Annotated in this window: 18 protein-coding genes; 8 read left to right on the top strand and 10 right to left on the bottom strand. The window is 44.7% G+C overall.

What is annotated here, in order from left to right:
• Positions 1-66 precede the first annotated feature (66 nt).
• Together QZY09_RS24370 and QZY09_RS24365 are read right to left on the bottom strand one after the other, a co-directional pair.
• On the bottom strand, positions 67-411 hold the full coding sequence (locus tag QZY09_RS24370; protein WP_295677248.1) for a TfoX/Sxy family protein: 345 nt from the start codon (positions 409-411) through the stop codon (positions 67-69).
• 452 nt (positions 412-863) lie between these two features.
• Positions 864-1,772 (bottom strand): hypothetical protein, encoded by a 909-nt coding sequence (locus QZY09_RS24365; protein ID WP_295677245.1) that lies wholly within the window; start codon positions 1,770-1,772, stop codon positions 864-866.
• A 194-nt stretch (positions 1,773-1,966) separates the two neighbouring features.
• Here QZY09_RS24365 and QZY09_RS24360 point away from each other — a divergent pair, with 194 nt between their 5' ends.
• From QZY09_RS24360 to QZY09_RS24350, 3 genes are all read left to right on the top strand, one after another.
• Positions 1,967-2,521: a sigma-70 family RNA polymerase sigma factor gene (locus QZY09_RS24360; protein ID WP_295677242.1), complete on the top strand. Its 555-nt coding sequence runs from the start codon at positions 1,967-1,969 to the stop codon at positions 2,519-2,521.
• A 20-nt stretch (positions 2,522-2,541) separates the two neighbouring features.
• On the top strand, positions 2,542-2,919 hold the full coding sequence (locus QZY09_RS24355; RefSeq protein ID WP_295677240.1) for a hypothetical protein: 378 nt from the start codon (positions 2,542-2,544) through the stop codon (positions 2,917-2,919).
• A gap of 94 nt (positions 2,920-3,013) precedes the next feature.
• Positions 3,014-3,229 (top strand): hypothetical protein, encoded by a 216-nt coding sequence (locus QZY09_RS24350; RefSeq protein WP_295677237.1) that lies wholly within the window; start codon positions 3,014-3,016, stop codon positions 3,227-3,229.
• A 193-nt stretch (positions 3,230-3,422) separates the two neighbouring features.
• Here QZY09_RS24350 and trxA read toward each other — a convergent pair whose 3' ends face one another.
• Positions 3,423-3,719 carry a thioredoxin gene (gene trxA, locus QZY09_RS24345; protein ID WP_295677232.1) on the bottom strand — a complete coding sequence of 99 codons (297 nt, stop codon included), beginning with the start codon at positions 3,717-3,719 and terminating at the stop codon, positions 3,423-3,425.
• Positions 3,720-3,860: 141 nt separating this feature from the next.
• Between trxA and QZY09_RS24340 the strand changes: the two genes are divergently transcribed.
• Both QZY09_RS24340 and QZY09_RS24335 read left to right on the top strand, forming a co-directional pair.
• Positions 3,861-5,057 (top strand): heparan-alpha-glucosaminide N-acetyltransferase domain-containing protein, encoded by a 1,197-nt coding sequence (locus QZY09_RS24340; protein WP_295677230.1) that lies wholly within the window; start codon positions 3,861-3,863, stop codon positions 5,055-5,057.
• Positions 5,058-5,346: 289 nt separating this feature from the next.
• Positions 5,347-5,709: a hypothetical protein gene (locus tag QZY09_RS24335; RefSeq protein ID WP_295677228.1), complete on the top strand. Its 363-nt coding sequence runs from the start codon at positions 5,347-5,349 to the stop codon at positions 5,707-5,709.
• A gap of 412 nt (positions 5,710-6,121) precedes the next feature.
• On the opposite strand, the gene QZY09_RS24330 is transcribed toward QZY09_RS24335, so the two are convergent.
• Together QZY09_RS24330 and QZY09_RS24325 are read right to left on the bottom strand one after the other, a co-directional pair.
• Positions 6,122-7,006 carry an alpha/beta hydrolase gene (locus QZY09_RS24330; protein WP_295677226.1) on the bottom strand — a complete coding sequence of 295 codons (885 nt, stop codon included), beginning with the start codon at positions 7,004-7,006 and terminating at the stop codon, positions 6,122-6,124.
• Positions 7,007-7,031: 25 nt separating this feature from the next.
• Positions 7,032-7,931 carry an MBL fold metallo-hydrolase gene (locus QZY09_RS24325; protein WP_295677224.1) on the bottom strand — a complete coding sequence of 300 codons (900 nt, stop codon included), beginning with the start codon at positions 7,929-7,931 and terminating at the stop codon, positions 7,032-7,034.
• Positions 7,932-8,437: 506 nt separating this feature from the next.
• Here QZY09_RS24325 and QZY09_RS24320 point away from each other — a divergent pair.
• A complete protein-coding gene (locus tag QZY09_RS24320) occupies positions 8,438-9,670 on the top strand; it encodes a serpin family protein (RefSeq protein ID WP_295677221.1) in 1,233 nt (410 codons plus the stop codon).
• A 119-nt stretch (positions 9,671-9,789) separates the two neighbouring features.
• A complete protein-coding gene (locus QZY09_RS24315) occupies positions 9,790-10,233 on the top strand; it encodes a DUF1572 family protein (protein WP_295677219.1) in 444 nt (147 codons plus the stop codon).
• Positions 10,234-10,251: 18 nt separating this feature from the next.
• Here the strand turns inward: QZY09_RS24315 and QZY09_RS24310 are convergent, their stop codons facing one another.
• From QZY09_RS24310 to QZY09_RS24295, 4 genes are all read right to left on the bottom strand, one after another.
• Positions 10,252-10,533 (bottom strand): SHOCT domain-containing protein, encoded by a 282-nt coding sequence (locus QZY09_RS24310; RefSeq protein ID WP_295677216.1) that lies wholly within the window; start codon positions 10,531-10,533, stop codon positions 10,252-10,254.
• A 245-nt stretch (positions 10,534-10,778) separates the two neighbouring features.
• A complete protein-coding gene (locus tag QZY09_RS24305) occupies positions 10,779-11,507 on the bottom strand; it encodes a 6-phosphogluconolactonase (RefSeq protein ID WP_295677214.1) in 729 nt (242 codons plus the stop codon).
• A 123-nt stretch (positions 11,508-11,630) separates the two neighbouring features.
• Positions 11,631-13,865 carry a glycoside hydrolase family 3 N-terminal domain-containing protein gene (locus QZY09_RS24300; protein WP_295677211.1) on the bottom strand — a complete coding sequence of 745 codons (2,235 nt, stop codon included), beginning with the start codon at positions 13,863-13,865 and terminating at the stop codon, positions 11,631-11,633.
• Between the two features lie 503 nt (positions 13,866-14,368).
• Positions 14,369-14,566: a hypothetical protein gene (locus QZY09_RS24295; protein ID WP_295677210.1), complete on the bottom strand. Its 198-nt coding sequence runs from the start codon at positions 14,564-14,566 to the stop codon at positions 14,369-14,371.
• Positions 14,567-15,002: 436 nt separating this feature from the next.
• Between QZY09_RS24295 and pstS the strand changes: the two genes are divergently transcribed.
• The gene (pstS, locus tag QZY09_RS24290; RefSeq protein ID WP_295677209.1) at positions 15,003-16,100 is read left to right on the top strand and encodes a phosphate ABC transporter substrate-binding protein PstS; all 1,098 of its coding nucleotides are present in this window, start codon (positions 15,003-15,005) and stop codon (positions 16,098-16,100) included.
• Positions 16,101-16,347: 247 nt separating this feature from the next.
• Here the strand turns inward: pstS and QZY09_RS24285 are convergent, their stop codons facing one another.
• Entirely contained in the window at positions 16,348-16,689 is a 342-nt protein-coding gene (locus QZY09_RS24285; RefSeq protein WP_295677207.1) for a hypothetical protein, read from the bottom strand.
• Positions 16,690-16,884 lie beyond the last annotated feature (195 nt).

Genomic DNA, 16,884 nt, shown 5'->3' with positions numbered 1-16,884 from the left:
CTTTCACCTTTCACCTTTCACCTTTCACCTTTCACCTTTCACCTTTCACCTTTCACCTTTCACCTTTCACCTTTTCTTCGACGCTTTCGCCTTCGGGTTAAATGCAAGGCAAAGGTTTATCCAATGGTCAAAATCCTGCTGTCGTTGAAAGCCTTCAGGGCTTACGTAAACATAATCCCTGGCGGGTTTATCGCGGGCCATTACCATCTGGCGCACATCGTTGTTTTCCAACGCAGCTTCCATTTCTTCAGCGCCTATGCGGCATAGCAAATCATCGTGGCTTACGCAAACACACATTTTGCCGTTCACCATAAAACATACCCCGCTAAACATTTCTTTTTCCACTACATCGGGCAAATGCTGCAGGGCTTCCCGAACACGGTCTGCAAGTTGGTTATTGTATTTGGTCATTTGGTCATTTGGTCATTTGGTCATTTGGTCATTTGGTCATTTGGTCATTTGGTCATTTGGTCATTTGGTCATTGGGTCATTGGGTCATTGGGTCATTGGGTCATTGGGTCATTGGGTCATTGGGTCATTGAATTTTTGGCGAATAAAATTAGCTTAATCAGTCGAATCAACCTAACTATTACAACCCTTACACAGGGCAGACGCATTAAAATAATTGGTTACCGCCGTGACTTCCAGGCAAATTCATAGGGGACTCTGATGGAGTCTTTGAAATTTGGTGGAAATTTTCTATAAACAGGTGGCCCCTCCGGGGCCATTTATTCTTTTGCCTAATAGTTTTAACTCCCCTGGGAGTGCCCTGTTTATAGAAAACCCTAAACTCGGGTGTTTAGGCTCCATCGGAGCCGCCTTTTAATGCGTCTGCCCTGAACCCTTACAACATACTACAACATTTACAACTTAGTCAACTTCCTCCCAATCCCTATAAAACTACGATGGTTGAGCGGGAATTCCAATATCACGTGGGTCAGGCTCAACAAAAATAGCCACTTAATGCCTAACCGGTAATTGTAAAAATACAGGCCCACGGATGCGAACCAGATCACCCCGATAAATACCGCCCTTGTAACACCTACCTGATGCCACTTAATAATACGTGTTTTGCTGAACCAGTTGATGTAATGGTAGGTATAAGCAAAGGCGATGAGCCGGGTTAAGATGATACTGGCAGGGTTATTAAAAATGTCAAGCGAATGGCTGCGCAGCGTGGTGGTATTGAGCCTGCCGAAATCGCCGTAACTGTTAATTGCCCAGGCGGCGGTGCTATTGTGCCATTGGCTAAACAGCACACAAAGCAATACAGGGCAGGCCAAAAAAACAAAAAAGGCGATATAGCCCGAAACAATTTTGTCTTTTAACACTCCAAATAACATAAACGCGCCCGTAAAAAAATAAACGTGAATAAGCGTAGGCACATACAACCCGAAAATGGTTTGCAACAGGTTATTGCCCAATATAAAATAACCCGCAGCCAGCAATACGCAAAAAGCAAGCACACGGTAAAGCGTGCTGCCGGTAACCAGCAAAATAAAGGAAAGCCCGAAGGCATAAAAAATGAGATAGCCGTAAGGTAGCTTTATTAAATATGCGGTGACCGCGACCGCGACAACTATGGCATAATCATATTTTTTAAGAGTGAAGAATTTGCGTTCATTCAGCCACGAGATCTCGGTAAGGTAATGCGCAGGGCCCAATATGGCGTATGATAGCAGCACCAACTCAAACGGAATAACCGCCGCCAGGCAAGCTGATGCCAGCATGGCCAGGATGTTGTAATAGTTTATTCGGTCGAGAGTGTTCATAGTTCATGGTTCATAGTAAAAAGGCAAATTCAAACCTGCAGCAACCATGAGCTAAAAGCAAAGAGCCCGGCACTTTTTCGCAGCTACCATGAACCATGAACTATGATCCATGAACTTTTTAAAAATAAATTAAAATCTTTTAAAAACACAATCGTCTCTATCTTTAAACAATCATACAATTGACAACAGCTATAATGTCCGCAGAAAAAAACAACACTATCATACAAGCCATTGGTGCGTATGGTAAAAACCTGCTGGGCTTTATCAGGCGAAGGGTTAAGAATGATGCCGATGCTGAAGACATACTGCAGGATGTATGGTACCAGTTCAGCTCGGTATTAAATTCCGAACCTATTGAACAAACCGGCGCCTGGCTTTACCGGGTAGCCCGCAACAAAATCATCGACAAACATAAAAAACATACAGAAACGTTGCTGGATGACATGATCGTTGATGATGATGAGGACGAGGCGCTGGATTTTAAGGCCATCCTGATGACGGAAGCAACTACCCCCGAAACGCAATATTTGCGCAACCTGTTTTGGGAGCAATTGTTTATAGCGCTGGATGAGCTGCCCGAAGAGCAAAGGCAGGTGTTTATCTGGCAGGAACTTGACGATATCCCCTTTAAAGAGATAGCCGAACGCACTGGCGAGAAAATACAAACACTGGTATCGCGCAAGCGGTATGCGGTACTGCATCTGCGCCAAAGGCTGCGCCAGTTGTATAACGAAATAACAGAATATTAAAATTATTAAAAAGATAAAACATGAAACCATTTTTATACAGAGGGCGATTTATATTTATTCCGATCGCAATTGCCGCCTTCGTTGCACTCACCGGGTTTGTGGTGATGAATTTATGGAACTGGCTGATCCCGGCCATCTTCCACCTCGGGTTTATTGATTTTTGGCAGGCTGTAGGCTTGTTTGTACTGAGCAAAATACTTTTTGGCTTTGGCAAAGGCGGCCGCGGTATGCACGGCGGAGCGCCCTGGATGCGCCACCGTATGGAAGAACGCTTTAAAAATATGACGTCAGAAGAAAAGGAGCAGTTTAAGGAAAAAATGAGGCAAAGATGCGGCCACGGTAAATGGGGCCGTAACTGGGATGATTTTGCCGCCGAAACCTCAAAAGAACAGGTATAAAGCCTGAAGTCTTAAGTCCGGAGTCTAAAGTCACATTTGGCTTAACCGGACTTAAGACTTTTGACTCTAGACTAAGGACTTAAGACTTAACAAAATGGATATACTTATTTTTACAACAAGCGTTGAAAAACCCGAACAGGTGAGGGAGGTAAGGCCTTTGCTCACCTCGGTTCCGGCCATTACCGGCTGGAACTTCGACCTGGAAGATTGTGATAATATTTTAAGGATCGAGGCTGATGATATTTCGCCGCGCTACATCGAATCATTGCTTAAAACCGCCGGGTTTGATTGCCGGGAGCTGGAGTATTAGCCTTTTCTTCTTTGCGTCATTGCGAGGAACGAAGCAATCTCTACACATGCAAATCATTTGAGATAAATCTCCGGATTACCTGTCAGCCGCACGCCGGTCACTCATGCATTTTGGTGTGTTGAATGTCTGTTGTAGTGATTGCTTCGTTCCTCGCAATGAGCGACGAGGGGCACTACTCATAACTCACCATTCACTAAACAAACTGGCTGATCACCCGCTGTAATTCACCTGCCTGTATTACCCCGCTTTGCCGCCATTTGCTTTGGCCGTTTTTAAATACCATGAGCGTGGGTACGCTCTGTACCTTGTAAGCATCGGCCGCCTGCGGGTTTTTATCAATATCAATTTTAATGATGGTTACCTTATCGCCCATGGCGTCCTTTACCTGTTTAAGGATCGGCGGCATCATTTTGCAAGGGCCGCACCACTCTGCCGAAAAATCAACCAGCACTGGTTTATTTGAAGCGATCATCTCCTGGAAGTTTGCCATAATTATCTTGGTTTACAGAAGTATAACAATAATATAAATAAAAGGATTTTTTTTATTCCTTAAAATGTTCCCCATCATTTTTAAATAATAAAAGTTGTACCTTCATTGGCATATTTAACAACCAAAACACACAATTGTAATATGGCCAACCTGTACGAACCTTCAGGCAAACAACGTATTGAGTCGATCGATATTTTACGTGGTGTAATTATGCTCATTATGGCGCTTGATCATACCCGCGACTTTTTCCACATCGGCGGGCCCACCAACGATCCTACCAATATGGCCACTACAACGCCCATTTTGTTTTTTACCCGCTGGATCACCCATTTTTGTGCCCCAAACTTTGTTTTCCTGAGCGGGATCTCTGCCTACCTTGCCGGTACCCGCCGTACCAAAAGTGAGCTGAGCGGATTTTTGATCAAACGCGGCCTTTGGCTGGTTTTGGTTGAAGTGGTGCTGCTTACCTTCGCGTTTACCTTTAACCCGCTGTATAATTTTGTTATCCTGCAGGTATTATGGGTGATAGGTTTAAGTATGATCATCCTTGGCCTGCTTACACGTGCGCCGTTATGGGTAATTGGTGCCATCGGCGCGGTAATATTTTTCGGGCATGATATCCTTGACTATTTTGCAGTACCAAAAAGCGGTGCCGCTATGGTGCTTGACCGGATGCTTTTTACAGCCAAAGGAACTGTTATCCCTATCAATCAATCCCACTTTATATTCGATTTGTATGCCCTCATCCCCTGGACGGGCGTAATGCTGCTGGGCTATGTTTTCGGGCAGATCTATACCAAAGCATTTGATCCCGCACGGCGAAAAAAGATTCTGCTCTTTGCCGGTTTGGGTGCACTGGGCGTGTTTTTGGTGTTAAGGGCATTTAACCTTTATGGCGACCCGGAACCATGGGCCACACAACGCAATGGCGTAATCACCTTCCTTTCGTTTTTAAACATCAATAAATACCCGCCATCCTTAATGTATTCGCTGATCACTATTGGCACAGGCCTGGTAGTTTTGGCCCTAACCGAAAAAATAAAGACCAGGGTGACGAATATTTTTATCATTTACGGCAATGTGCCTTTCCTTTATTACATCATGCACTTTTACCTGCTCAGGATACTTACCGTTGTGCTGTTTTTTGTGCAGGGCTTCCATACCAACCAGATCGTAAGCAACCAGAACCCTTTCCTGTTTATCCCGCCGGGTTTTGGTTTTAATTTATTCGGCGTTTACCTCGTTTGGATATTTGTCATCATCGTGCTGTACTTCCCCTGCCGCTGGTTCAGCAAGTATAAAAAAACGCATAAGCAGTGGTGGCTGAGCTATTTGTAGGTTCATGGATCATAGTTCATGGTTCATGGCAGGAAGATGCTGGTTGGAAAAACTACCAACACCTGTTACCGATGTTGGTAAGTGTTACCAAATTGCCGACCCCATCGGGGGCAAACGTTTGTAGAAAACATACAAACACATCATGCCGTGCCGTAGGTACGGAACACGGGTGGGGTTGCGTACCTACGGCACGCTAAATATTTAATGATGAATTTTTTTCTACCGATATTTAGCACCTGACGGCGCTGCGCAATTGAAAATTACGGGTAACAGCAAAAACAATTAAAAAATGAGCTTCAAAACTATCTTCCCGGCAGGATATAATGTAGAGAATGAAATGAATGATAACATTGACATCAACATTGTGATGGAAAACGGTGACGTTTATTTTGGAACTTTTTTTACTATCCAAAATGTCCAGCACTTGCTTGACAAAGATGAGGAACGTTGTTTTTGGGCAAAAGATATGCTCATTGTTAAAGATCTAAGTAAAAAGACTATTCGGGAGGCTGTAGCACGTACAATCAAAGACGCATACACTGAGATGGTCTTCACAAAAATTGGTCGAATTGAAACAAAATTTCGAAATATGTCATTCGATGATATTCCGGACATGGCTAATGGTTATGAGTTGGATTTAGCTGATGATTGATATTGCCTCTCCTGTCTTGTAGGTTTGCTCAGCAAACAGTGAATGATGTTACCAAATTACCGACCCCATCGCGGGCAAACGTTTGTAGAAAACATACAATCAACTCATACCGTACCGTAGGTACGGAACACGGAGGAGGGGTTGCGTACCTACGGCACGCTAAACATTTAACAATGAATTTTTTCTACCGATATGGAGCACCTGACGGCGCTGGTTTAATGCATCGCCAGGAAAAACGCCAATACCAACAAGTACCAACACTACCAACACCTGTTACCATTGTTGGTATTTGTTACCAATTCACCGACCTCACCGGGCAATGTCATTAAATTCCGCTATGGCCTATCAACCATCGTCGTTTTCTGCTAACACCTGCCATGGACTATGGTCCATCAACTATGGACTTTTCAGCCTAATGCTCCACCTTTGGCCTGTCGGCTTTTATGGGTGCAATAATATTATTATCGTACAGCCAATCGGTTAGCCGGTCCGGCCAGGAGTTGATGCTGCGTAATTTGGAGCGGTAGCCCATGTTAAAGCCGTGTGCGCCCTGGGTGTACAAATGCGCTTCAACAGGCACCTTAGCGGCACGATAGGCATCCAGCAATCGCATTAATGATACCGAGCAGCATGGATCGTCGTTAGCCGCCAATAAAAAGGTGGTAGGGGTATCCTGCGGAACGGTATCAGGTATAAACAGCGGACCTGGATAGATCTGGATCACAAAGTTTGGTTTGGCAGTAAGCCGGTCAATCGGGTCTGGAGCATTGGCCTCAGGGCCATTAGGGCCAAAGGTGACCATATCCACTACTTCGCCGCCGGCCGAAAAACCCATAATGCCTACACGGTTTGGGTCGATACCATATTCAGCGGCGTGGCTGCGTACCAGGCGCATAGCGCGCAGCCCATCCTGCCGGGCATGCACCTCAATGTTAAATGGCGAAAGGGTATCACGCCCCAGCCGGTATTTCAGCACAAAAACGGTAAACCCCAAATTGCTGAGGTGTTTGGCCGGGTCGATGCCTTCGGCAGTCCATACCAGCAGGCGGTGGCCGCCGCCGGGGCATACCACCACTGCAGCGCCGTTCGCCTTGTCTTTAGCCGGTAAAAACACGGTAAGCGATGGGTTGGTAATATGCCTTACCCAGTAGTCTTTAGCCTGCTCAGGCTCGTTGCGCAATTGCTCAAAACCTGGCGCGCCGTTTGGCCATAAGGGGATAACGACAGGTTGATCCTGCGCATGTAAAGCGGCGGGTAGTATGAATGTGCAGAGTATAAGTTTGAGGTATTTTGTCATTTTATTGGTATTTGGGCTGTTAAAGTTAAACCCTGGTAAGTTCTTCGTAAGCTGCGGTAATGCCGCGCTGTATGCCATCGCCCTGCCAGTCGCTTATGCCGGGGATGGAGGTGGCTTTTAAAATATCGTCTTTACTCTTGCCTGCTTTTATGCTGCCGGCTACATAATCTTCCAGTTTTTCCATAAAGTTTTGCATGGCAATAACGTCATCCATGGTGCCGGTTACCTTTTCGGGGTCAAAGGCATGGCCGAAAATGAAAAGGGTGTCCTTATCGAACTTTTTACGGGCTTTTTCCAATGCCTGTGGCCAGTGCTGTACCGATGCGCCTGCGCTGTTATCCACAAAAGGATAGCGGCGGTTAAACACCAGGTCGCCCATGTGTACAATATTGGCATGTTCAAAATGGATCATCGCATCGCCATTGGTATGGCCGGTACCGAAGTAATGTGCGCTGATCTTTTCATCGCCTACCTTAATTTTCCAATGGTCGCTAAAGGTAGTATCCGGGTATAGCTGTTTATCCTCGTTTTTATTTTTTATGGCGACGGTGGTCTGGTTCTTCAGCGAGTTTTCATGCGCGGCCACATTTTTTACGAGGCCCTTAAAAGAAATATTGCCGCTGGTATGGTCGCCATGGTGGTGGGTATTGATGAGCCACTCAAATGGCAGGTCTGATTGTTTTTTTAACAGGCCAATAAGGTGTGTGGCTTGTTCCGGAAATTCGGCATCTACAACCACTATACCTTCTTTGTTGATCATCCAGGCAATTGTGCCGCCCTGTTCAGCAAACATGCCCACATTGTTGCGCAGCGGCTTAAACTGGTAAGTTGGGTCAGCCATCAGCGATGCAAAGCTGCGGTTGCGCATTAACGCAATTGATGCGGCGGTTAAAGCGGTGGTTTTTAAAAAAATTCTTCTTTCCATGGTATTTTAGGTCATTGGGTCATTATGTCATTGAGTCATTGGGGTTGTTCGGTTTAGTTTGATGGATAAAAAAAGCATCAAATTAAACCGGCAAACCGGGTTGTCATAAAAGCATTTGGGGTGATTTAAATATCGGTGGATATTCTTGAAAATCATTATAAAATTAATGTAAAATTATTGATGGGGGGATAGGGATGCCAGGCGCAGCAATGGCAGGGTGAGTAAACTCGCCGCTATGCATTGGCGGTAATGTCCGCCGGATCGACTCACCCCGGATTCGCTTCGCTCTCCGACCCTCTCTTCCGCAAGCGTTAAAGAGGGTTAGCTGCAAGATTTTTTAATATTTAGAACAAGCCGCATTTAAATGCAATTGCTACAAAAACGAAAATTATTTTAATAATCTGTATCGTTTAAACACCCATCGTCGTAAGGTAAAATAACGAATATGAAACGTATTCACTCAAACTTATCTTATGAACGTTTGTCGCAGAACTCCGCTTTACTTATTGTGTTCATTAATTGTTTGCTTCGCTTCCTGCAAAAAAGGCAATAAGGTTACTCCTCAAAATCCGGGCAAAAACCTGGTGCTTACCTCATTTGAACAACAAAAAGTAACGGCGGACAATGCGTTTACGCTCCGATTATTTAAAAACCTCGACAGCACCAATGGCATCTTCACTAACTTATTTGCATCGCCTTTAAGCGTAAGTTTCGCGCTGGGCATGACGAGCAATGGCGCTGCCGGAACTACGCTTACCGCTTTTAAAAACACGCTCAACTTTTCGGGTTTAACACAAGATCAGGTGAATACCTATTATAATAACCTGGTGACTAATTTGCCGCAGCTTGATCCGAATACAACACTCAACATTGCCAACTCCATCTGGTACAGGCAGGGGTTTAGCGTGCAGCCGGCTTTTTTAAAAACCGACAGTACTAACTTTAACGCGCAAATTAAAGCGCTTGAATTTAACAACCCATCGGCTGTGGGTACCATCAATAACTGGGTGAACGATAAAACCAATGGAAAGATCCCGAAGATCCTGGACAATATACCGGGCAATGCGGTTATGTACCTGGTAAATGCCATGTACTTTAAAAGTAGCTGGAAAGAAAAATTCGACCCTGCAAAAACAAAACCGCAACCATTTTACCTGGCTGATAACAGTAACGTGCAGGCAAATTTTATGACGGGTGATATTGATTTTAATTATTATGTAAGCGATAAGGCAAACGTTTACGAACTGCCCTACTCCAACAATAAGTACAGCATGGTAATTATTACGCCCGGTTCGTCCTTAGCGGGCTCAGGCACCACCATAAGCCAGCTGGCTGCCGGACTTGATTCATTGCAATGGGAAACCTGGATGAGTAAATTGCAGCCCACCAAAGGTACAGTAACCCTGCCAAAATTTGCCTTTAGCTATGGCAATTTACTGAATAGCGCGTTGACGGATCTCGGCCTGGGTATTGCATTTTCTGACGGGGCCGATTTCTCGCTTATTAATCCAACCGCAAAACTGCAGATAAGTCAGGTGGTGCATAAGGCATTTGTGGATGTGGACGAAAGCGGTACCACTGCAGCTGCCGCTACTTCGGTAGGGATTATTGCCACTGTTGCCGGCCCGCAGTATAACCCGATATTTAATCATCCTTTTATATTCGCTATAAGAGAAATGAACAGTGGACTGATCCTTTTTATAGGCACCATGAATAACCCGCTGCTTACCGGAAATTAAGCCTCATGCCCCTTGTATGCCCAACTCTCGCGGGCTAAAAGGGGCTTTTTTAAAATTTACTTTCAGATAACTTTGCGCTTATTAACTTGCGGCATCAATCAACTCATAAACCTGATGTTATGGACAATTTTTTTGCTGAACTTTTTGAACGCGAGCTGTTAAAGCTAAAGGACGAATTAAATAAATTTAAAGACGAAAATAATATCTGGCAGGCTACCGATGGTATTACCAATACTGCCGGTACACTTACCCTCCACCTGCTGGGCAATCTTAACTTTACGATCGGTACGCAGCTTGGCGGAACGGGTTATGTTCGTAACCGCGAACAGGAGTTTTCATTAACCGGCGTATCGCGCGAAAAACTGGTTGCTGATATCGAAAAAACCATTGAAGTGATCAGGTTCAGCTTTGAAACGGTAAACCAGGCAAAACTGGATGAAACCTACACGCTTGAAATGATAGGCCAGCATAGCACCGGCTGGTATTTAACCTTTTTTTACGGCCATTTTACTTACCACCTGGGGCAAATAAACTATTTAAGGCGGATACTGGAAGCAGAATAAGACTGCCTTTTTTTTAGCTTATTGTTGTTCGATAAGTCGGCCTTTGAGGTGATTATATTCGGATTCGCTGATGGTACCCTCATCGAGCAGTTGCTTGAAGTGCTGCAGCTGGATATTGAATGGGATAACCTGCTTGCGGCTGGATGCTAAAACAATGATCAGGCCGACAACACCGAGGATAAGGCCCAGAAATCCTGAGGCAATTGGACCTATTTCTTTTTGAGCGCCAATAAAATAGCAGGCGACGCCAAAAACAAGGCCATGCATGACTACAATTAAAATAATTTGCGATACAAACATGATCTGAATGGTTATGTGTTAAAATAGAGCAACCGGAAGCACCGGGTTCTTTTTTGACAATTAAATTATTGTAATGTTACTGGTTTTTGAGGTTTAAATAAGTGATAGATATCATATTTTGAGGCATTTATAGTGGCTGGCGTCGTTAGGTGCCTGCCGGAAGGTAGGTTTGCTTTGCGTAATTGCACTTGCAGCAGGCAATGACCCAATGACCCAATGACCCAATAACCCAATAACGTTTCGCCCTAATGTCCTAATTCCCCTGCCGCTCCTTCATCCAGCAAAATAACTGATGAAGGCAGTGTTTGAAAGATGGATGCAGGTACATGCTGGCTTATATCGCCATCCAGCGCCTGTTTAATAATGCTTGCTTTTTTGGCGCCTGATGCCAACAATACAGCTGTTTTTGCTTCCTGAAGGTATTTAAGTCCAAGGGTAATGCCCTCCGTAAGTGCGGTTTGCTTTTTAAAGTATTTTTGACCAACCTCAACAGTTACCTGCGCCAAAGGAGCATGGTGGCAATACAGGTTAAAATCGGTGCCGGGTTCGTTCAAGCCGATATGACCATTCATGCCAATGCCAACGATCATCATGTCCAGCGGGCCATGCAGTTTGATAAAAGCATCCATATCCAGGCAGGCGGCATCCAGGTCTTTGGCTTTGGCGTCAAAGAACTTTACCCTGGCCATGTCTGCTTGCAGCGGGGTAAAAAAGTGCTCGTATAAAAATTTAGTACAACTGCCGTCATCATCTTTGCCCAGGCCCACCCATTCATCCAGCCCCACAAAGTAACACTGGCCCAGGTCAACCCTTCCGGCTTTCACATCGTCAATTAAATACTTAAACATCCCCGCAGGCGAATCGCCCGATGGAAAACAGATGAGTGAACCCGGTTTGGTTTTAACCTGATCAATAACCAGGTCGGCCGCTGCACGGCTCATTTTGTCGTAATCTTTATGTATTGCTATTTTCATTTTATTGGTTCATTGGTTCACTTGTTCGTTAGTTCATTTGTGGATAGCTGATCAATTCAAATTTGCATAAAAAGATTTAGTAAACTTTTTACCAATGAGCCAATGAACTATTGAACCAATGAACTACAAAAGTGTAAATCCATCCTCCAGCCTGATATCATCTGAAGCGCTGCCGATCATCAGCCTGAAATCGCCGGGCTGGGTGATCCATTGCAGCTGGTCGTTATAAAACGACAGTTTTTGTTTATTGATGGTTAAAGTAATGGTTTTTGTTTCGCCGGGCTGCAGCGATACTTTTTCAAATCCTTTCAGCTCTTTGATGGGCCTTACCGGCTGCGATACCAGGTCGCGTAGATAAAATTGCGCCACTTCCTCGCCGGCATATTTACCTGTATTTTGCAGGTCGAAGGTTACGGTGATGGCGCCATCTTTTTGCATCGATTTTTTGCTCAGCTTAAGATTACTATAGTTAAACGTAGTATAGCTCAAGCCATGCCCGAACGCAAATTTAGGGCTGTTGGGCAGATCGATATACGCCGAAGTATAGTTTACATCGTTATCGCCATGCGCAGGCCTGCCGGTGTTTAAATGATTGTAATAAATAGGGATCTGCCCTTCGGTCCGCGGGAAAGTAATAGGCAATTTAGCGCCGGGGTTGTATTTGCCGAACAATATATCGGCCATGGCAGTACCAGCCTGGTTGCCCAGCCACCAGGTGTATAAAATAGCCGGTACATGGTCGGCGGTCCAGTTAAACACCATTGGCCGTCCAGACATCAGCAATACTACCACAGGTTTGCCCGTAGCCATTATCTTTTGGATCAGTTCTTCCTGTACGCCAGGTAAGTGGATGTTTGAGCGGCTTTTCGCTTCGCCGGTCATGTCAGGCCGTTCGCCCATGGCCATTACCACCACCTCGGCCTGCATAGCCGTTTTATAGGCTTCGTCAAAACCGGCTTTGCTGGTATCGGTAATGTCACAGCCTTTGGCATAAAGCAGGCTGGTATTTGGTGCGGCCTGTTGCATCCCTTCGTAAAGGGATACGATCTTGCTTTCGTCACCAATATTTTGCGCCCAAAAGCCTTTCATTTCGGCTTTTGATTTTACCAGCGGGCCAATAAGGGCAATTGATTTTAAATTATTTGAAAGCGGTAGCAGGTTGTTCTCATTTTTTAGCAATACAATACTTTTATCGGCCATATCCCTGGCAGCTGCAATATGTGCCGGGGCATTTAATACACTATTTTCACGGTCGGCATTGCTAAAGCGGTAGGGGTCGTCAAACAGGCCCATTTCAAACTTTTTGGTGAGGATGCGTTTTACGGCATCATCAATTACCGCAACCGAAACCTTTTTATCGGCAACCAGTTTAGCCAGATTGTTAATGTAACTGCGGCTTTCCATGTCCATATCGCTGCCGGCGTTTATGGATGCCCGGGCAGCTTCGTAATTATCTTTTACATAACCATGGTTGATCATTTCGCCGATGGAACCCCAGTCGCTCACCACAAAACCTTTAAAGCCCCATTTTCCTTTTAAAATATCGCGCATCAGGTAGCTGTTGGCGCTGGCCGGGGTGCCGTTCAGGTCGTTAAACGAGTTCATGAAAGTTGCCGCGCCGGCATCTACGGCAGCTTTAAACGGTGGAAGGTATATTTCCCATAGGGTGCGCAGGCTCATATCCACGCTGTTATAATCGCGGCCGCCAATGGCAGCCCCATAAGCCGTAAAGTGCTTGGCACAGGCCATTACGGCATCTAAATTACCTAAACCTTTACCCTGGAAACCACGTACCCTGGCACCGGCAATCAGCGAACCTAAATAAGGGTCTTCACCAGCGCCTTCCATTACCCGGCCCCAACGCGGGTCGCGGGCAATATCCACCATAGGGGCAAAGGTCCAGTGAACACCGCCTGCGGCAGCTTCGGTACCAGCTATACGGGCCGAACGTTCAATAGCAGGAATGTCCCAGCTGGCTGCTTCGGCCAATGGTATCGGGAAGGTGATGCTGTAGCCATGGATCACATCCTGCCCAAACAATAAGGGGATCTTTAACCGGGATTGCATCGCTGCTTCCTGGAAAACCCGGGTGTGCTTTACTCCGGTGATGTTAAGTATCGAACCCACCTCGCCGCGTTTAATGGCGTCCAGTTTATTGCCTACGTCTTTGGTAACCGGGCCGGTGGCATCCCAATCGCCGTTGTATTGGTTTAGCTGGCCAATCTTTTCGGCAAGGGTCATCTTTTTTACTAAAGCATCAACCTTTTGCTGCACTGTAAGTTTTTGTGCTGACGCGATATTAAAGGATGAAAGGATACCTATAAGGCCAAACAGGATGAGCGGTTTAATGCGTGCCATTGATTTCTTTTTTAATCAGGATAAAATAATTGGTTATAACAGGATCTGATAAATCATTTCAAGATTAGTGATTTATATTTTAATCAGGAAATAATAGGGAAAATGGATACGGCAACCGTTTTAAACACTCAATGCTTATTGCGACCTATGTTGGAGATAAACCCACAAGCTATTCATGCCCCGTTAGGGGCTACCCGTTTGTAGAAAAACAATTTTCAACAAAATATTACCCCGTCAGGGGTTACCCATTCTCAAAGGGTAGCCCCTGACGGGGCAATCGCTTTTTAAACGCGATTTTACTTGAAACTGAACAATTTTTATAACATGTTCAGTTTATTACAAATAATTGGACACATTTCTTTTTTGTCTAGCTTTTAGTGGTGATTTGGCGTTTTTAAATTGACATAATTATTACCGGTATAATAATGCCTATGTATAAAGTAGTATAAAGAAAAAGCCCCCTGACCGATTGGTGAGGAGGCTTCCTGGTATACCTTTTTTAATTATTGAGCCTGGTTTGACAATTTGTCGTGCCGGATCTCTTCCAGGTACCCGCGCTCATTGATCGCATAACGGGCGCCCGACGTATCCTTGTGATTTTTAGGTAATTTGATGGCTCCTGTTTTCTTTTTTACCGGTAAAAACAGCGGAAAAATAAGTAATGCCATCAGTGCGCTGATTTCTAATGCTTCAATAAACATAATTCTTCTATCTAAGTAAACTAATACCGATGGCAACCTTTTTAAGTGTGCGGAAAAAGCTATTTTGTATAAATAATTCCGGCCTGATGCAATCGGTTATTTCAAAGCTAAATCAATGCCAAATAATTTCATAGCTTTAAAGTATTACTTAAAAAATAATAAAAAAGCATTAAAATCACCAAACGTTTTTATTGAAAACGGTAATTAAGGCTATCATTTTGATAAGTATTTGCCACATTGATAATAATTTTGATAACCCGTTTTTTTAATCATAAAGGATTTTTAACGCCCAAACAAGCAAAATTCTGCGTAAAAAATTACTATGCATGCATAATTAAATAAACAGTTGTGAGAAATAAAATACAATGGCGGTAACACTAAATGGCGGTTTAAAGTGTTAAGTATGAAATTAATGGTTAAAATAAAATTTATAGTTATGAATAGATTAATGCTGGGTATAGTAATTCTTGGCGGTTTGGTTTTTGCCAGTTGCGGCGGACAGGGCAACAAATCGGCAAAAGACAGCTCCAACGCAACTTCGTTTGGGTCAAATTCAAATGCAAACGTATTGCTTGGGGCCGGCAGTACTTTTGTTTATCCCTTATTTTCAAAACTGTTTGCCGAATATGCCAAAGAGAACCATGTGATGGTTAATTACCAGTCCATCGGTTCGGGCGGCGGTATTTTGCAACTCACCAATAAAACCATTGATTTTGGCGACTCAGACGCGCCGCTGAATGATGAACAAACCAAAAAGATGAGCTCGCCGGTATTGCATATCCCTATGTGTTCGGGCGCTGTAGTCATCAGTTATAATCTGCCGGGATTAAAGGGTACCTTAAAACTTAGCCCCGAAGTGCTGGCCAATATTTTTTTAGGAAAGATCACCAAATGGAACGACCCGCAGATCGCTAAAATTAACCCCGGCGTTTCGCTGCCTGCAACAGGCGTGTTTATCGTTCACCGCTCTGATGGCAGCGGCACTACTAATATTTTTACTACCTATTTATCAAAAGTAAACAGCGACTGGAACACCAAACCGGGTAAAGGCTCGGCTATTAACTGGCCCGCAGGTTTGGGTGGTAAGGGTAATGAAGGTGTATCCGGATTAATCAAACAAACACCCGGCGCCATTGGCTATATCGAGCTGGCCTATGCCGTACAAAATAACATGACCTTTGCCGATATGCAAAACAGCAGCGGTAATTTCATCACGCCTACCGTGGCCTCAACCAGCGCTGCCGGTAATATTGCCATCCCTGATGATGCCAAGGTTTCGCTCAGTAATACCGGTGCAAAAGACGGCTACCCGATCAGTGGATTTACCTGGGCGCTCATCTACAAAGAACAAAACTACGATGGCCGCAGCCTGCAGCGTGCCCAAAAAATACTCAAACTGCTTTGGTGGAACATCCACGATGGCCAAAAATACTGCAGGGACCTTAACTATGCCCCGCTATCGCCCGCAGCCGTTGCCGTGGGCGAAAAGATCCTGAAATCCGCCACGTTTGACGGGAAACCGGTGTTGGAGTAGGGGGGAGCTGAAATCGTCATAATGGGATGTCACCCTGAGGCCCTCGAAGGGTGTGCGTAAAGGCCTTTGCCCGCATGGTTCGAGTGCTTCACCATGACACCCTTTATCAAGTCTGGTAATGCGTTTTGATTTACCAATATTGAAAACATTGGTAACAGGTGGTGGTAGTGTTTCCAAATGCCTACATAGTAATAAGTGGAATTGCTACTATTTTGAATTTTATTTACTTCCGGAACGGGCTGCGTAATTAGAAATTGACTAACGAGTTATCTTTCCACACATCAAGATAATTTGGAGCCATTAAAAACCTCCATCCCGGAGCTAACCCTAAAAATTTTAGAACCTGAGGACACCATTCATTAAGATGATAGATATGAATAGGCACAAAAAAATCAGGTGCTGATGAATAATCGCCCGCCCAAATGTACCAACCTGTCGTGTCTCCCTTAGGCAGATGACGCAAGCCGTTTAACGGAAAAATTCCGTCCTTTACATTTAATGATACGCCCACTTTCAGATGTTCAGGTGACTCATGAAATGGAGCGCCAAAACGTGTGCATATTAAATTTTGTTCGTCAATTAAATTCATCGTTCTATCAGCGCCGTCAGGTGCTCAATATCGGTAGAAAAATTCATTATTAAATTATTGGCGTGGCGTAGGTACGCAACCCGCCGTGTTCCGTACCTACGGCACGGTATAGGGTGTGTTGTTTGTTTCTACCGATATTTGACCCCGATGGGGTCGGTGATTTGGAAACAGTAGGAATAAATGGAAACAAGTGTT

Source organism: uncultured Mucilaginibacter sp., from assembly GCF_903913935.1.
In the GTDB taxonomy this organism is placed as follows: domain Bacteria; phylum Bacteroidota; class Bacteroidia; order Sphingobacteriales; family Sphingobacteriaceae; genus Mucilaginibacter.
Note: the sequence above shows the minus strand (reverse complement) of the source record. Positions and strands in the feature narration are given on the sequence as shown.

Bases quoted from the DNA above. Each gene is read 5' to 3' on its own strand.
- trxA (WP_295677232.1), bottom strand. From the start codon at position 3,719: ATGGCAAACTTCCAGGAGATGATCGCTTCAAATAAACCAGTGCTGGTT.
- pstS (WP_295677209.1), top strand. From the start codon at position 15,003: ATGAATAGATTAATGCTGGGTATAGTAATTCTTGGCGGTTTGGTTTTT.
- QZY09_RS24355 (WP_295677240.1), top strand. From the start codon at position 2,542: ATGAAACCATTTTTATACAGAGGGCGATTTATATTTATTCCGATCGCA.
- QZY09_RS24295 (WP_295677210.1), bottom strand. From the start codon at position 14,566: ATGTTTATTGAAGCATTAGAAATCAGCGCACTGATGGCATTACTTATT.
- QZY09_RS24325 (WP_295677224.1), bottom strand. From the start codon at position 7,931: ATGGAAAGAAGAATTTTTTTAAAAACCACCGCTTTAACCGCCGCATCA.
- QZY09_RS24285 (WP_295677207.1), bottom strand. From the start codon at position 16,689: ATGAATTTAATTGACGAACAAAATTTAATATGCACACGTTTTGGCGCT.
- QZY09_RS24310 (WP_295677216.1), bottom strand. From the start codon at position 10,533: ATGTTTGTATCGCAAATTATTTTAATTGTAGTCATGCATGGCCTTGTT.
- QZY09_RS24350 (WP_295677237.1), top strand. From the start codon at position 3,014: ATGGATATACTTATTTTTACAACAAGCGTTGAAAAACCCGAACAGGTG.
- QZY09_RS24365 (WP_295677245.1), bottom strand. From the start codon at position 1,772: ATGAACACTCTCGACCGAATAAACTATTACAACATCCTGGCCATGCTG.
- QZY09_RS24330 (WP_295677226.1), bottom strand. From the start codon at position 7,006: ATGACAAAATACCTCAAACTTATACTCTGCACATTCATACTACCCGCC.
- QZY09_RS24305 (WP_295677214.1), bottom strand. From the start codon at position 11,507: ATGAAAATAGCAATACATAAAGATTACGACAAAATGAGCCGTGCAGCG.
- QZY09_RS24360 (WP_295677242.1), top strand. From the start codon at position 1,967: ATGTCCGCAGAAAAAAACAACACTATCATACAAGCCATTGGTGCGTAT.
- QZY09_RS24300 (WP_295677211.1), bottom strand. From the start codon at position 13,865: ATGGCACGCATTAAACCGCTCATCCTGTTTGGCCTTATAGGTATCCTT.
- QZY09_RS24340 (WP_295677230.1), top strand. From the start codon at position 3,861: ATGGCCAACCTGTACGAACCTTCAGGCAAACAACGTATTGAGTCGATC.
- QZY09_RS24315 (WP_295677219.1), top strand. From the start codon at position 9,790: ATGGACAATTTTTTTGCTGAACTTTTTGAACGCGAGCTGTTAAAGCTA.
- QZY09_RS24335 (WP_295677228.1), top strand. From the start codon at position 5,347: ATGAGCTTCAAAACTATCTTCCCGGCAGGATATAATGTAGAGAATGAA.
- QZY09_RS24370 (WP_295677248.1), bottom strand. From the start codon at position 411: ATGACCAAATACAATAACCAACTTGCAGACCGTGTTCGGGAAGCCCTG.